Annotated in this window: 13 protein-coding genes; 9 read left to right on the top strand and 4 right to left on the bottom strand. The window is 46.7% G+C overall.

What is annotated here, in order from left to right:
* The first annotated feature begins 465 nt into the window (after nt 1–465).
* The 9 genes from ACO0KW_RS00600 to ACO0KW_RS00560 all read left to right on the top strand — a co-directional run bounded on the left by ACO0KW_RS00600 (nt 466) and on the right by ACO0KW_RS00560 (nt 9,796).
* A complete protein-coding gene (locus tag ACO0KW_RS00600; RefSeq protein WP_423049624.1) occupies nt 466–891 on the top strand; it encodes a c-type cytochrome in 426 nt (141 codons plus the stop codon).
* A 36-nt stretch (nt 892–927) separates the two neighbouring features.
* The gene (locus ACO0KW_RS00595) at nt 928–2,316 is read left to right on the top strand and encodes a cbb3-type cytochrome c oxidase subunit I (protein ID WP_423049622.1); all 1,389 of its coding nucleotides are present in this window, start codon (nt 928–930) and stop codon (nt 2,314–2,316) included.
* A 79-nt stretch (nt 2,317–2,395) separates the two neighbouring features.
* Nucleotides 2,396–3,259: a CbbQ/NirQ/NorQ/GpvN family protein gene (locus tag ACO0KW_RS00590; protein ID WP_423049620.1), complete on the top strand. Its 864-nt coding sequence runs from the start codon at nt 2,396–2,398 to the stop codon at nt 3,257–3,259.
* Nucleotides 3,256–3,654 (top strand): hypothetical protein, encoded by a 399-nt coding sequence (locus ACO0KW_RS00585; RefSeq protein ID WP_423049618.1) that lies wholly within the window; start codon nt 3,256–3,258, stop codon nt 3,652–3,654. The genes ACO0KW_RS00590 and ACO0KW_RS00585 overlap by 4 nt, the downstream gene beginning before the upstream one ends.
* Nucleotides 3,655–3,666: 12 nt before the next feature.
* Nucleotides 3,667–4,707 carry a 4Fe-4S binding protein gene (locus ACO0KW_RS00580; protein WP_423049616.1) on the top strand — a complete coding sequence of 347 codons (1,041 nt, stop codon included), beginning with the start codon at nt 3,667–3,669 and terminating at the stop codon, nt 4,705–4,707.
* A 140-nt stretch (nt 4,708–4,847) separates the two neighbouring features.
* A complete protein-coding gene (locus tag ACO0KW_RS00575) occupies nt 4,848–6,722 on the top strand; it encodes a nitric oxide reductase activation protein NorD (RefSeq protein ID WP_423049614.1) in 1,875 nt (624 codons plus the stop codon).
* A gap of 398 nt (nt 6,723–7,120) precedes the next feature.
* Nucleotides 7,121–8,692, top strand: a complete 1,572-nt coding sequence (locus tag ACO0KW_RS00570; RefSeq protein WP_423051909.1) for a cytochrome D1 domain-containing protein — start codon at nt 7,121–7,123, stop codon at nt 8,690–8,692.
* 67 nt (nt 8,693–8,759) lie between these two features.
* A complete protein-coding gene (locus tag ACO0KW_RS00565) occupies nt 8,760–9,029 on the top strand; it encodes a c-type cytochrome (RefSeq protein ID WP_423051907.1) in 270 nt (89 codons plus the stop codon).
* Nucleotides 9,030–9,112: 83 nt separating this feature from the next.
* Complete coding sequence (locus tag ACO0KW_RS00560; RefSeq protein ID WP_423049612.1) at nt 9,113–9,796, top strand: hypothetical protein; 684 nt, start codon at nt 9,113–9,115, stop codon at nt 9,794–9,796.
* Nucleotides 9,797–9,982: 186 nt separating this feature from the next.
* Here ACO0KW_RS00560 and ACO0KW_RS00555 read toward each other — a convergent pair whose 3' ends face one another.
* The 4 genes from ACO0KW_RS00555 to ACO0KW_RS00540 all read right to left on the bottom strand — a co-directional run bounded on the left by ACO0KW_RS00555 (nt 9,983) and on the right by ACO0KW_RS00540 (nt 14,578).
* Nucleotides 9,983–12,322: a TonB-dependent hemoglobin/transferrin/lactoferrin family receptor gene (locus tag ACO0KW_RS00555; protein WP_423049610.1), complete on the bottom strand. Its 2,340-nt coding sequence runs from the start codon at nt 12,320–12,322 to the stop codon at nt 9,983–9,985.
* Between the two features lie 271 nt (nt 12,323–12,593).
* Nucleotides 12,594–12,938, bottom strand: coding sequence for a cupin domain-containing protein (locus ACO0KW_RS00550; protein ID WP_423049608.1), 345 nt, complete (start codon nt 12,936–12,938; stop codon nt 12,594–12,596).
* A gap of 219 nt (nt 12,939–13,157) precedes the next feature.
* Complete coding sequence (locus ACO0KW_RS00545; protein WP_423049606.1) at nt 13,158–13,904, bottom strand: hypothetical protein; 747 nt, start codon at nt 13,902–13,904, stop codon at nt 13,158–13,160.
* Nucleotides 13,905–14,002: 98 nt separating this feature from the next.
* Complete coding sequence (locus ACO0KW_RS00540; protein WP_423051905.1) at nt 14,003–14,578, bottom strand: lytic transglycosylase domain-containing protein; 576 nt, start codon at nt 14,576–14,578, stop codon at nt 14,003–14,005.
* Nucleotides 14,579–14,592: the final 14 nt, after the last annotated feature.

Here is a 14,592-nt window from a genome sequence, read left to right as displayed (position 1 = left end):
TTAAGACACTTAATTCACTCTGCAGTATTGAAAGAATATGAAATTAAGCCGAAGTTACCGATAAGCGCGGAAAGAATAAATTCAGCAAACCTAGCTAACAGTCGACCGTCAGAAGAAACCAAACGCAGGCACACTTATAGCATCGAGCACCTACTACATAAATTCATTAAATTTTTCATCGGCCTGATTCGATCATTCGACAGCAATTGCAAAACGATCGTCAAAAACAAACAAAGTCGAGAACAAACTTTGATGCGCATCAAAGCATGCTTGAATACACGACAGTCCCACATCTCCATTCATTGTCATCTTTCCAAAATTGACCACAGTCAAGGAAAGCTAAACCATAGCCACTTACACTCAGTGACGTGGGGAAATAACATCCACAACATCAATTAGCACTGACAAATCACATCGATAAGTCTGTACTTTTTATGATTTACATTCACTAGGGGTTAACTCGACATGAGCTCAACGTTCACCAAGTCAACCGCCAGAAATATTTTTTATGGCGGCTCTGTATTTTTCTTCCTGTTATTTTTAGCACTGACATTCGACACGATGAGTGCGCTGCCTAAGCGAGATAACAGCGCTAACCTGACCGAATCTGCCATCCGTGGTAAGAAGATTTGGGAGACCCGCAACTGTATCGGCTGTCACACGCTTCTCGGTGAAGGTGCGTATTTTGCGCCTGAGCTCGGCAATGTTTATAAGCGTCGTGGCCCTGATTTTATTCGTGCATGGATGGCTGCTCAACCGACCGGAGCGCCAGGTCGTCGCCAAATGCCTCAGTTCAATTTGAATGAAAAAGAAATGAACGATTTAGTCGAATTTCTGAAATACAGCTCAGAGATTAACACCAATAACTGGCCGCCGAATATCGAAGGTTAATAACGCAAACTTTTAAACTTAAAAGCGGAGAACTTCATGCAATATAAATCACAGGCCGTCGCGAAGCCCTACTTTATCGCGGCAATTGCCCTGTTTGTTGGTCAGATTTTATTTGGTCTGATCATGGGCTTGCAATACATCATAGGCGACTTCTTGTTTCCTCTGATTCCATTTAATGTGGCAAGGATGGTGCACACCAACTTGCTAATCGTCTGGCTGCTGTTTGGTTTTATGGGCGCAGCGTATTATTTGATCCCCGAAGAATCAGAACGTGAATTGCATAGTCCGAAGTTGGCGATGCTGATGTTCTGGGTATTTTTGGTAGCAGGTGCTTTAACCGTCGTTGGTTATCTGGCGGTGCCTTACGCATCGCTGGCAAAGATGACCGGGAATGACCTGCTCGAAACCATGGGACGAGAATTCCTCGAGCAACCTTTGCCAACCAAAATTGGTATCGTGATTGTGGCGCTGGTGTTCTTATTCAATATCTCGATGACTGTCTTACGCGGTCGCAAAACCAGTATCAGTTTGGTGATGTTGGCAGGTCTGTGGGGCTTAGCGATTTTCTTCCTGTTTTCTTTTGTTAACCCACACAATTTAGTCAAAGATAAATTCTACTGGTGGTGGGTCGTGCATTTGTGGGTGGAAGGCGTGTGGGAGTTGATCCTTGGCGCGATGCTGGCTTTTGTCTTAATTAAGGTCACTGGTGTTGATCGTGAAGTGATCGAAAAATGGTTGTACTCCATTATCGCAATGTCCTTAATCACCGGTATTATCGGTACTGGTCACCACTATTTCTGGATCGGTGCGCCTGAATACTGGCAATGGTGGGGTAGCGTATTCTCCGCTTTAGAACCGATTCCTTTTTTCATGATGACTGTATTTGCGTTCAACATGGTCAATCGTCGCCGTCGTGACCATCCGAATCGTGCCGCGGTATTGTGGGCCTTGGGTACGGGTGTGATGGCGTTCTTAGGTGCAGGTGTATGGGGCTTCTTGCATACTTTATCACCAGTGAATTACTACACGCATGGCACTCAAATTACGGCCGCCCATGGACACATGGCATTCTATGGTGCGTATGCGATGGTGGTAATGACGATGATCAGCTACACCATGCCGCTCATGCGTGGTCGTCAAGCGAATAGCAATAAATCTCAAGTCGTCGAAATGTGGTCGTTCTGGTTGATGACAGTGTCGATGGTCTTCATTACCTTGTTCCTGACCGCTGCGGGTATTTTGCAGGTCTGGTTACAACGCATGGCGACATCACCATTGAGTTTCATGGCAACGCAAGATCAACTGATGATCTTTTATTGGTTACGTCTTGCCTCTGGTGTGGTTTTCCTGATTGGATTGGGCTTGTATATCTTTAGCTTCTTTGTTGGTGGAGACCAAGCCGAGAATCCATCTCAGGCTTCATAAGCAAGGCAACGCCCGACAAAACATCGTCGGGCGTTTTTGATTTGGAAAGTTGTTTGAAATCGATTTACGAAAGTTGTTCATGAATGATTTAAGCCATCAAGAGTTTCTCTCTTCCGCTGCGGTGCAAACTTCTACAAAACTTGAGATTCCTTACTATCAACCAGTTGCGAATGAATGTGCCCTGTTTGAACTTGCCTATCAGCGTCAGTTACCCTTACTCATTAAGGGGCCAACTGGTTGTGGTAAAACGCGGTTCGTCGCGCATATGGCAGCGAAACTGGCTCGTCCATTAATAACGGTTGCTTGCCATGACGACTTAACTGCGGCGGACCTGGTCGGCCGTCACTTGATTGGCGACGGTGAAACCTTATGGTCAGATGGCCCGCTGACCCGCGCCGTGCGTCAGGGCGGCATTTGCTATTTGGATGAAATCGTGGAAGCGCGTAAAGATACCACCGTGGTATTGCATCCGCTCACTGACGACCGACGCATCTTGCCTATCGAACGTACCGGCGAGGAATTGGCTGCACCAAAAGAATTCATGCTGGTGGTGTCGTATAACCCTGGCTATCAAAATCTGCTTAAGAATCTCAAGCCATCGACACGACAACGCTTCTTGGCGATACAGTTTGATTATCCCAATGCAGAATTAGAACAAAGTATTTTGATGCAAGAAGCAGGCATCGATCTAGCGTTGGCAACACGTTTGGTCGATATCGCACAACGCTTTCGTCAGCTCAAACAACATGATTTAGATGAAGCAGCCTCGACCCGCTTACTGGTCTATGCCGCGAATCTAATCGCCGCTGGATGCCCAGTGATTGAAGCATGCGCCGCTGCATTGGTTGAACCTTTAACTGACGATCTTGACACCATCACTGCGTTAATGGAGGTCGTCAAACTTCATTTTGGCAGTGGTAAGTCATCAGGTAAAACGCCATGAAAATCCTGGAACCAACTGCACAGGAAATTCAAATAGCAAGTACTGCGGCAACCCTGTATTTGTTAAACATTTTACTGCTGCCATTTGCCGCGTTCGTGTTACTGCTATTGCTTTATCAACGTCAGCGTCACAATGTGTCGACGTTGGTGCAATGCCATTTAATTCAGGCTCTGCGTGCCAGCATCTGTGCTGGCTTTATGTTGATCTTGGTCAGCGCGGGTATTTTATTATTTGGCGATTTACGTCAGGTAAGCACTTGGATCGTTTTAATCTTGTACGTCTTGTGCGTGCATTCAGTCTTCATCCTGTTTGGGGTCTTTGCACTGACCAAGGCATTGTCCGGAAAACTGTATTTCTATCCGCTGATCGGCAAAGCTGTTGGTCGACGCGGATAAACGAGCCTCACCATGTCAGTTAAAACACATCAAGGATTATGGGGTGTTCCCGTCCAACAATGGCGGCGTTTGACGCAGGTCGGCTTCTTTTTGCTGTTCGTCTTCGCTCCTATCTTTGACATCTTTCGGCTAGATTTAAATCTCAAACACTTCATCATTTTCGGCATGGATTGGACTTTAGGCTTAAACGATTTTGTGGCCGGAAAAGACACTGCAGGACAGGCCGCTAAGGCAATTTTCCTACATGCGATCTTGCCCTTGATTCTCGTCGTGGCTGCCGTGATTTATGTTGCATGGAAATGGGGGCGAATCTATTGCGGGTGGCTGTGCCCACACTTCTCTATCGTGGAAACCATCAATCAAACGCTGCGACGTGCCATAGGTAAGCAAAGTTTATGGGACAAAGACACACTGCCAACGCGCAATCCTGACGGCAGCGACGCCAAACCAGACGCGATCTGGTGGTTCGGCGTCATCCCGCTCGTCATTATTTGTGCGATCACTTGGGCGACAGTGTTACTGACGTATTTACTGCCGCCAGCAGAAATCTACGGCAATCTCTGGCATGGCACGTTGACGCGCAATCAAAGCGTCTTCCTGATCGCTGGCAGTATTGCCTTCTTCGTTGAATTTATGTTTGCACGTCATCTGTTTTGCCGCTACGCATGCGCCCTAGGCTTGTTCCAAAGTCTGGCTTGGATGGCAAACGACAAGGCGATGGTGATTGGGTTCAAACGAGAAAGAGCGAAAGACTGTTCAACCTGTTACTCGGCCTGTGACCACGTTTGCCCTATGCGTCTAAATCCGCGCAATGTCAAACGTCTGATGTTCGCTTGTGTGCAATGTGGTCAATGTACCGACGCCTGCACACAAACGCAGAGCGACAATCCGCAAGGCAATTTACTCGAATGGGTGAATCAAGCCCATGCAGAATCGGAAGCGGCATTAAATGGTAGTACCGCGCGGATTATTCAAATTAAGCTGGAGAAGAATAATTCGATTCCAATCAATAATGCGAAGAATAATGGTAATCGAGACATACAAAATCCTTGAGCGTAGAGAAGACGTCTAACTTGTAGGGCGGGTGCAACCCGCGCCGCCAAACCGTAGTCCACCCAAGACCGGCCTATGTACCGCGCGGCTTGCACCCGCCCTACAAAAGATGTATGCACCTTAACCATGAAAGCACACGAATGGAAGAATATATAGGCGGGCTGTGGGATAAATTGATTACCCGTGTCGCGTACCAAGGCTATCCAGAAGCCCGGGTTGAATTGGCACAGATGAAAAACATCGCCGCAACCTTCTTTCGTGCCCTCGGTGGTGATCCTGGAATTAATTTGCAATCCGGTTCCGCCAGCACACATGGCGCGCGTCGTGGCTGGCTCGAACGCATTGCCGGTATTGGCGAGAAAGCTGAACTAACGTGGTCTGATGAAACGACTTTGCACTTACCTGCCAGTATTGATTATTTTCCAGAACGTGAACTCAATCGTGAATTGTATTTATGGTTGCTAGCTTTAGTTGCGCATGATGTCACCCCGGAAGCGTCCCATTTACGACGCAATCAATCCGCAACCAAATCGCTGTTGAACGCTTTCCCCTCATTGCAGGAGCGCTATGCACGATTGGTGCATGCCACGCTCGCACGGCGGCCTGATCCGACAAAATTAAAAAAGCAAGAAGCCGAAAATGAATTACTAATCCGTCAGGCATTGTTAGAACCCGGAAGTGTGCTGTCTGATTTGAAAAAAGTAGGACGCAAAGACTTCAATGTTGTTCCCGTGATTCTATGGTTACACTCCCCCTCCAACAGCAATGCTAAAAGCGGCAGGCCGGCCAGCAAACTCACGCCAGAACAAGCCCAAGGCAGTGCAGCCCAAACCGATAGCGAACAGCGCAAACGTATGGCTGAGCGCACTGACATGCCCGATAACCCTAGTCCTTTCATGCTGCTATTTCGCGCCGAGAGTTTATTCTCCTGGGCAGAATATGTGAAAGTGAATCGACCTCTCGATGAAGACGACAATCCCGATGCGCAAAGAGCGGCGAATGATTTTGACGTCCTCAGCGTCGCGAACGATGGCAAGAGTACCGCTAGTCGTATACGTTTCGATCTCGATTTGCCAGCCGAAGCCGACGATGATTTGCTACTCGCCGACGGTATCTTGTATCCCGAGTGGCATTACAAAAAACAAAAACTCTTGGAAAAACACGCCTGCGTACAAATGCTATTAGCACGTGATGCTGAAGCACGAACTCTACCTGCGCATTTACGCAGCACTGCCAAACGATTACGCCAGCAATTTCAAAGCTTAACGCCAGAACGCCAACGCCTGCGCGGACAACTGAGTGGCGACGATATTGATATCGATGCCTGCGTCCGTTTCAGCGCAGAACGCCGAGGTGTTAGCAGTGGTGCGAATCGTCATGGAATTGCAGTGGCGAGCCCCGGCTTGTACTTGGACAATCGCCAGCAAAGCCGCGATCTGGCTTGCCTCTTGCTCGCTGACTTATCCATGTCTACCGATACGTGGGTGAACAATCAGGCGCGTGTGATTGATGTAATACGAGATAGTTTGTATTTACTTTGTGAGGCTTTAGCTGCAACACGTGATCGCTTCGCTTTGTATGGATTCTCGTCAGTGCGGCGCGACAACGTGCGCTTCCACTTGCTCAAGGGTTTCGATGAAAAGTATAACGACCAAATCCGCGGCCGTCTGGCACACATCAAACCGGGGTTTTACACCCGTATGGGCGCAGCGATCCGCCATGCCTCTGCGATTTTGCAGCAGCAAAAAAACTCCCGACGATTACTCTTGATCCTTACCGATGGTAAGCCCAACGATCTCGATCAATATGAGGGACGTTATGGTATCGAAGACACACGTGTCGCAATTCATGCAGCGCGTCAGTTAGGGCTGATTCCCTTTTGCGTCACGATTGATGAAAAAGCCGAAGATTACTTGCCGCATCTGTTTGGCGCGAAAGGCTATATCGTCGTCAAAAATGCAGCGGAATTGCCACAACTTTTACCTCGTCTGTATGCACAACTAACCCAAGAATGAAACTTGATGTTGTTTTTACCCAGAAAAAATCGCTTTTTTTCTACTATCTCTCTCCCAGAGTTTAAACATAGTTTGATCTATCTCAGACTTTCCTCGATTCAAAATTGTTCTTGATTGCGGTCAATGATTTACAAAAACTAAGGGCGTAGCCTGACACCATTCGCACTGAGTTTTCATCGTAATTTCAACAAAAAAGAGGATCTAAAATGAAGTCAACTAGCTTATCTAACTCTTTACGCAAACACAGAATGCCCATGCTGCGCCCCTTGGTCGCAGCCATCACCTGCTTGCCGCTCACTTTCGGCTTCGCTTACGCGCAAGAAAAGAAAGATGAAAAAACCCATGCGGCGGCAGAACTCAAATATCAGGCAGGTGGTTCGCCATTAGCAAGCGAAGCTATGCATCAAAACATCAATCCCAAAGCACCGGCGATGACACTAGCCGAGTTTGAAGCCGGCAAGCAAATCTATTTCCAACGCTGCGCGGGCTGCCATGGTGTCTTACGTAAAGGTGCAACAGGTAAAGCTTTGACGCCGGATATCACTTTGGAAAAAGGTACGGAGTACCTGAAAGTTTTTGTCGCTTACGGCTCACCGGCCGGGATGCCAAACTGGGGTACCTCAGGCGATTTGAGCGAAAAAGAAGTCGATTTGATGGCGCGCTATATTCAGCAAGAGCCACCAACTCCACCAGAATTCGGTATGAAAGAAATGCTGGCGACTTGGAAGGACATTATTCCACCGAATAAACGTCCAACTAAAAAGATGAACAAATACAACATTGCGAATATCTTCTCGACCACCTTACGTGACTCTGGCGAAGTGGCTCTGATCGATGGCGATACGAAGAAGATCATCAATATCGTTAAGACTGGTTATGCCGTACATATTTCCCGCATCTCTGCATCTGGTCGTTATCTGTATGTGATCGGTCGCGATGCGCGCTTGAATCTGATCGATTTGTGGATGGAGAAACCAGATAACGTCGCGGAAATTAAAGTCGGCCTAGAAGCACGCTCTGTCGAAACATCGAAATTCAAAGGCTATGAAGATAAATTCGCCGTGGCGGGTTCTTACTGGCCGCCACAATATGTAATGATGGAAGGCGAGACGCTCAAGCCCCTGAAGATTGTTTCAACTCGCGGTATGACCGTCGATAACGAATATCATCCAGAACCACGCGTAGCGTCAATTGTCGCGTCACATTATCATCCAGAGTTCGTGATCAACGCTAAAGAAACCGGTAAGATCATGATGGTCAATTATTCGGATCTGAACAATCTGAAAGTTACCACCTTGGATGCAGCAAAATTTTTGCATGATGGTGGTTTTGATTCAACTGGTCGTTACTTCTTAGTGGCAGCGAATGCCTCAAATAAGATCGCCGTGGTCGATACCAAAGAAGATAAGATGGCAGCGATTGTCGATGTGGGCAAAACACCGCATCCAGGTCGTGGTGCGAACTTCGTTCATCCTAAGTTTGGCCCGGTGTGGGCAACTAGCCATCTGGGTGACGAAAGCATCTCTATGATAGGTACTGATCCGATTAAGCACAAAGGTCAGGCATGGAAAGTCGTTGACACAATCAAAGGTCAAGGCGGTGGTTCTTTATTCATCAAGACGCATCCAAAATCCAAAAATCTGTGGATAGATACACCTTTAAATCCTGATGCAAAAATCAGTCAATCTGTTGCCGTATTTGATATCAACAATTTCGGCAAAGGCTTTGAAGTATTGCCTATCGGAGAATGGTCAGGCTTAGGCGATGGTGCAAAACGCATCGTACAACCTGAATATAATCAAGCCGGTGATGAAGTCTGGTTCTCAGTTTGGAGTGCCAAGGACAAAGAATCCGCCATTGTCATCGTTGACGACAAAACGCGTAAATTGAAAAAAGTCATCCGTGATCCAAAATTGATTACGCCAACGGGTAAATTCAACGTCAACAATACGCAACATGATGTGTATTAAGGAGCTATGTATGAAACTGACACTCTCAACTCTCTTGGCTAGTTGCACTCTGCTTGTCTTGCCAGCCATGTCGGCAACGGCGGCGGACTCAGGCGTTGATCTGACCAAGAAAAATAACTGTATGAACTGCCACGGCGTCGATAAAAAAATCGTGGGCCCAGCCTTTAAAGATGTCGCCAAAAAGTACAAGGGCAATGCCGATGCTGTTGCTTTACTCTCTAAGAAAGTAAAAGATGGCGGCAGCGGTGTATGGGGACCGATTCCTATGTCACCTAACAAGGCAGTCAGCGATGCGGACATTAAAGTAATGGTGGAATATGTGTTAGCCCTCAACTAACATTATCAGCAATTCCTGTAATTGAAACAAACTAGCGTGCAGACTACCAATCTGCACGCTTTTTTTTTGGTCTACTTCACACTATGCAAGTATTCTTCAGACATCTGAGTTTCTTACTACTGTCGCTAGCGCCAGTCGCAATGCTAGCGCAAACGAGTATCCCACAAAAAATTGCCTCTGAGGATGGTAGGTACGCGCTCAACATCGATCAAAGCCATCATCGTTTACAGGCAATTGATCTAAATTCGAATACCATCGTCCGCGAACTAAGACTTCAAAACAAGGATGAAAAGTTATCGTCTGTCAGCGCATTCTATTCCAATCCTCAGCGCCAGAGTTTTATCCTCGTCCTCAATGATATCGCTGAATTATGGGAGCTTAGTTATAACCCCAAAGCCGAACCAGTCTATCAAGGCTGGGTGCATGATTATCAAATGGGGGAAGGCATCGCCGATACCCAGTTATTTGCACCGCGTAAAACACCATTGGAACTCGCCATGGATTGTTTCATGTTCGATGCTAGTGGCAATTATGCGGCAGGTGCCGATCAATACGGGAAACTGCAAATCATTAATTTAGATATACGTCGCAAGATCGTAGAACACCAATTTGCGCATCCGGTCTATCCATGTGAAAGCGCAATAGAAAACACAAATACGACTTCTATTCTGCATTTGAAAATGAAGATTTCAGGGCAGACGAACACCAAGTCTGCAATGCAAATCATCTTGATCGATATGAAAACAGGTCAGCGTGTGAATCGCTGACCTGCGCTTTTACCGACTTTATGTCGACGTATCTGATTGCTGAACTACACATTGGTTTGTGCGATTTTGTAGGGTGGGTGAAACCGCGCTGCTCAGGTGCTTGACTTGCTGGCGGCGCGGGTTTCACCCGCCCTACAATTTTCACCTTCATTCGCAATATGCGTCATCCACAATCAAAGCAGCGATCTAAAATCCCATCACTAAAGAAGCATGGTAGTAACGCCCCGGCTGCGTGTAAGCGTCGACCACGACAGATGTCGCAGCTAAACCTTGTACATCACTCCAGTTCCAGTATTTTTTATTAGTGATATTGTCGACACCTAAATTAACCCGCCAGTTTTTCTGTACTGTCCACTGCACTTGTGTATCTACAGTGGTGACACCTGACACCAAGAATTGGCGCACACGTGGTGGTACAGCAGGTTTTGGCAAATACGGGCTACTCAAATCAGCTTCTTCTTTACCTGCTTGGTGACGTGCATTCAATTGCCAATCCCAACTGTCATTGGTGTAACGTAAGCCCGCATACAACTTGCTAGGATTGATAGAGCTCAGCGGCGTGTGCGCGACCTCATCAGTTCCTCGGGTTCTACCGTAAGAAAATGGTGAACTTAATTTACCGCCTGCGATTTCTGTCCATTGAACTTGTCCACGAATTTCGAAACCATCGATTTTGGCCTTGTCGACATTCACAGTTTGGAAAATCGCCGGATCACCTGCAATACCTTTGCCACCTAAGGGCTTTTTATCGTAGATCAAATTTTTGTAATTGCCGCTAAATACCGCGACATCGAGAGTGAATTTTTCAAACAAAGCGCGTACGCCGATTTCGATGTTTTGACTCTTCTCTGGTTTTAAGTCGGGATTGGCTAATAAGACTGCCGGCACCGTCGAGCTATCGAATACGCCATTGATCTGTTGCGCATTCGGTGCACGGAAACCACCTGCAAGACTGGCATAGGCATTCCAATCCCCACTCAATTTGTAAAGCACACCCAGTTTAGGAACGACTGCTGAACCCGATAAAGATTTCGCTGGTGTCTTGGCTGGTGGCGAAAATCCATCCTGTGTTTTAACATCTAAATCAAAATGGTCGTAACGCAAGCCCGGCGTGATGATCCACGCACCGGCGAAAATTTCATCTTGCAAGAAAACAGCACGACTAGAATCACGTGTATCAGGGAAGTATTTGCGTGGCGTGAAATCCACATTTCCCGGATCAACGCCATCAAAGAAATTACTGACGTCAATTCTCGAATAATCAAATCCATAGCTCAAGCGCTGAGCAAAATTTGGCGACGATTTGAATAACTTATCGGCTAACAAACTAAACTGCCAAGCCTGCTCGGCATACGATACTTTGCGAACACGATCAGCCAAGGTATTGCGATGCGTCACACCGTCATCTTGTGCGCTGCTATCTTGGTAACTGAGATTGCTTTGTATATGGTCGATCCAGTCATTTTTGATGTCGTAACGATCGACTAAGGTGAGGCGATCACGTGTCGACTCTTTATGGACAGTCTCGCCTCTGACCGCGGACGCCGACGTCATTGGCAATTTAGCGCGACTGGATAACAATTCAAAATCAGAAGTCTTATCGACATGCTCTATGCTCAAACTGTGTTTTTGATTGGCGCTAGCTTGATAAACGAATTTTGCTAATACCGATTGGGTTTGATCCTCTTGCGGATTGGGCGTTGTTCTGTCGATATTAGGGAAATCATTTGTCCCCATATTTTCTAAGCCTTTGGCCTTGCTGCTACTTCCGCTGATTAGCCAACTCCACTGAGGATTCAAGCGACCTGCTAAGCTTGCACCGAAACTGCGACTGTGATCGTCACCACTCCAGTTGGCAAATAATTTTCCGCCGAAATCCTTCACCACTACATTCTTCTCTTGCAGAAAATCTTGTGGTTCTAAAGTCATAAAATTGACTAGGCCTGCGAGGCCATCCGAACCATACAAAACAGATGCAGGGCCGCGCACGATCTCGACCTGACGGATCAAATTCATCGCGATCGAATCTCGTCCAAAAGCATTGCTACCATTGATGTAACTACGCGGCAGCCGCATACCATCTATCAACATCAGAACACGGTTACCATCCTGACCACGGATAGAAAATCCAGCATTACCATCACGTCCTGTCGAGTTACCGACACCTGTAACAGTAAACCGAGCTGGAGCGCGTTTGACTTCGACGTTAGCAAGATTTTTTGCCAGATCACGTATGTCGGTAATACCTAAACGTTCGATTTCCTTTTGGTCGATAACGTCAATCGCCATTGGCAAGTTTTCGACAAACTGTTCATAGCGGGTACCGCTGACGACCACGATTTGCGCAGGTTTAACAGGAGAAGATGCTACAGAATTTGGAAGTTCACCAAGCGTCCCGGTTGTCTGCATTTGGGCTTGTGCAATACATGAAAACGTTGCACAACAACACGCCAAACCAACTGCGAGTGTCATCCGATTTAAGGGTATTGTCGCTGGTATTGTTATTGAAAATAGTGAAGTCATCATGCTAGTCCCATAGAAAAGTATTGGGCTTAGTCTAGACAACTGATCAAAGCGGTCAATCCGCTAGTTGCGTTTGGATATAGGCTGAACGAACTAGTTTATATGGTCACCCCCGCAAAAGCCTAAGCTGGGCATAGCTTACAAGGCAGGTGGCTATTTCTGAAAGGTGGTAGCTCTTGCGAATGAATGCAGTCAATTTGATCTAGATCAAATCATTTTCCGCCCCAAAATCACATCAAGATTGCATCCCGATGTGAGCGAATGGTTCAAGTAATCAAACTTTAGAGACTGTCGGTATCAACACTATAGTCACTAACAAAGCACTATCTTGAAACGCCTTTAACTGATGTACGACACCGCCGGTGAAATACTGCAAATCTCCAGCGAACAAACGGTGCTCTTGTGCATCAGCGGTCACGAGAACTTCACCAGCGAGACATTGAATGGTAATTGGTCCATTTACACTATGTGGTGGAATGATCTTGGCGGCGGGCAATACCATTCTTATGACTTCCAGATGCGCATCTTTGAAAATGGCGATGGATTGCAAGGTATCAGGTGGTGCAGACAGTGGCAATATAGAGCGAACCTGCCCCGACGCGAGATGTGCTATAGCCATGTTAGTTCTCCCACAGACTCAACAGCGAAAATGAATCACTCTGCAACAAATCAGAGTGTTGCTACCAGCTTAGAAGATACTGCCCTAAATTCCCAGATTTTATTGAAATGATTTACGTATCTTACTTATTCATTTATCGAGCGATTTACTGAGCGATTTACTGAGCGATTTACTGAGCGATTTACTTCACTACTCTATGCGCTCTAGATTTGAGCAACGTTATTGCGTGCTATTTGCTGCAAATAACGAAGGCATCCACATAGCATTCTGCGACTTAATCCACGCCACGTCAGCGTCAGAGTTCAATCTAGCGTAACAAAAAAAATAGACAATCTTACCCTTAACCATGGTCGTGCCTAGGCCCATGACCATAGGGATTTCCTTAAGTTCTCCATTCACGTTAGCGCCTACCAGTGTTTTAGTAATCAGGGTGACGAATTTTTCATCCTCCATCACTTCAATCACTTTTAACTCGCCCAGCTTCATCGATACATTTTTCGGTTGGCTACTTTCTTTACTCAAACGCTCTACCGCCTGATCCACTTCAGATTGCATGCGCTCCTTACTATCCGCGATAAATTGCTTGTACTGATTCTTAAGTTGATTTCTGACTTCCTTGAAATCTTGTGCTCCCATGCTTGAATCTTCCGCCGCTCTAAGCGTCTGCACCATCATGTATCGCTGCAATGTCGGCGCTGTTTGCGACAACAAGGCCTTCACGTCATCATCACTAATGAAAAATGCCAACAGACGATTGGCGGAAGCAGTCATGGTTTCTCCAAGCTGCAACACCTTGGGAAACATCAGGGACGAGTCCACGTAAGCTTGTGGGACTGGAATCGCAATGGATACATTGCCAATTTTGGCATCGATATTTTTATCAAGTTTTGTATCTGCTGCGAATGCACTACCAAGCGTCAGTGCTAAAGTGAGCGCAACAGACAAGCGGCGAAAAAAAATATTCATACAATATTCATTCTAAAAAGGTTTGGCCGATTACAAATATGAGCGCGCATATTTTCATGGGCTGGGTTGACAACATTGCAGCGCCATTCAGCTTTAACTCAGCTCTTAAATTCCCAATTCTTCCAGTTAGCCAACACCGCATTCGGATATTCCGCACGTCCACGACTCCCGTTGTAACGACCGAGCGCAAGGAAGAGATTGCCGCCTTCCATATCGATGTACATTCGCAGAATTGAACAGCCATAGCGCAAATTGGTTTGCATCTGGAACAATTTTTTCGGATCACCATCGCCGACCACACGCGACCAAAATGGCATCACTTGCATGAAACCACGCGCGCCGACTATTGATACCGCGTATTTCTTAAAACCTGACTCGACTTGCATTAGACCAAGCACCATGCCGGTGTCTAAACCTGCACGCTTGGCTTCGTACCAAACTGTTTCCAAAAATTCGAGACGAGTTTGTTTATCGGGAATGCGACGTTTTAAACGGTCGGACATTTCACCCAGCCAGTGTAAATATTTGATGCGCTCTTCTATTTTATCGAAAGTCGGCTTCGGTGGGCGCGGATCGGCCACTAACTTTGAGAGTGCCAGCCTGACCGAGTCCGCAATCGCCTCTTCCTTTTGGTTGCCAGCATTTGCCCAAGGAGATATTCCCAACAGACCAATAAAAAAACAAGCGA

The sequence above is a fragment of the Undibacterium sp. Ji22W genome, assembly GCF_049340305.1.
Taxonomy (GTDB): domain Bacteria; phylum Pseudomonadota; class Gammaproteobacteria; order Burkholderiales; family Burkholderiaceae_D; genus Undibacterium.
The sequence above is the reverse complement of the archived record's forward strand: the minus strand, read 5'-3'. Positions and strand labels throughout refer to the sequence as shown.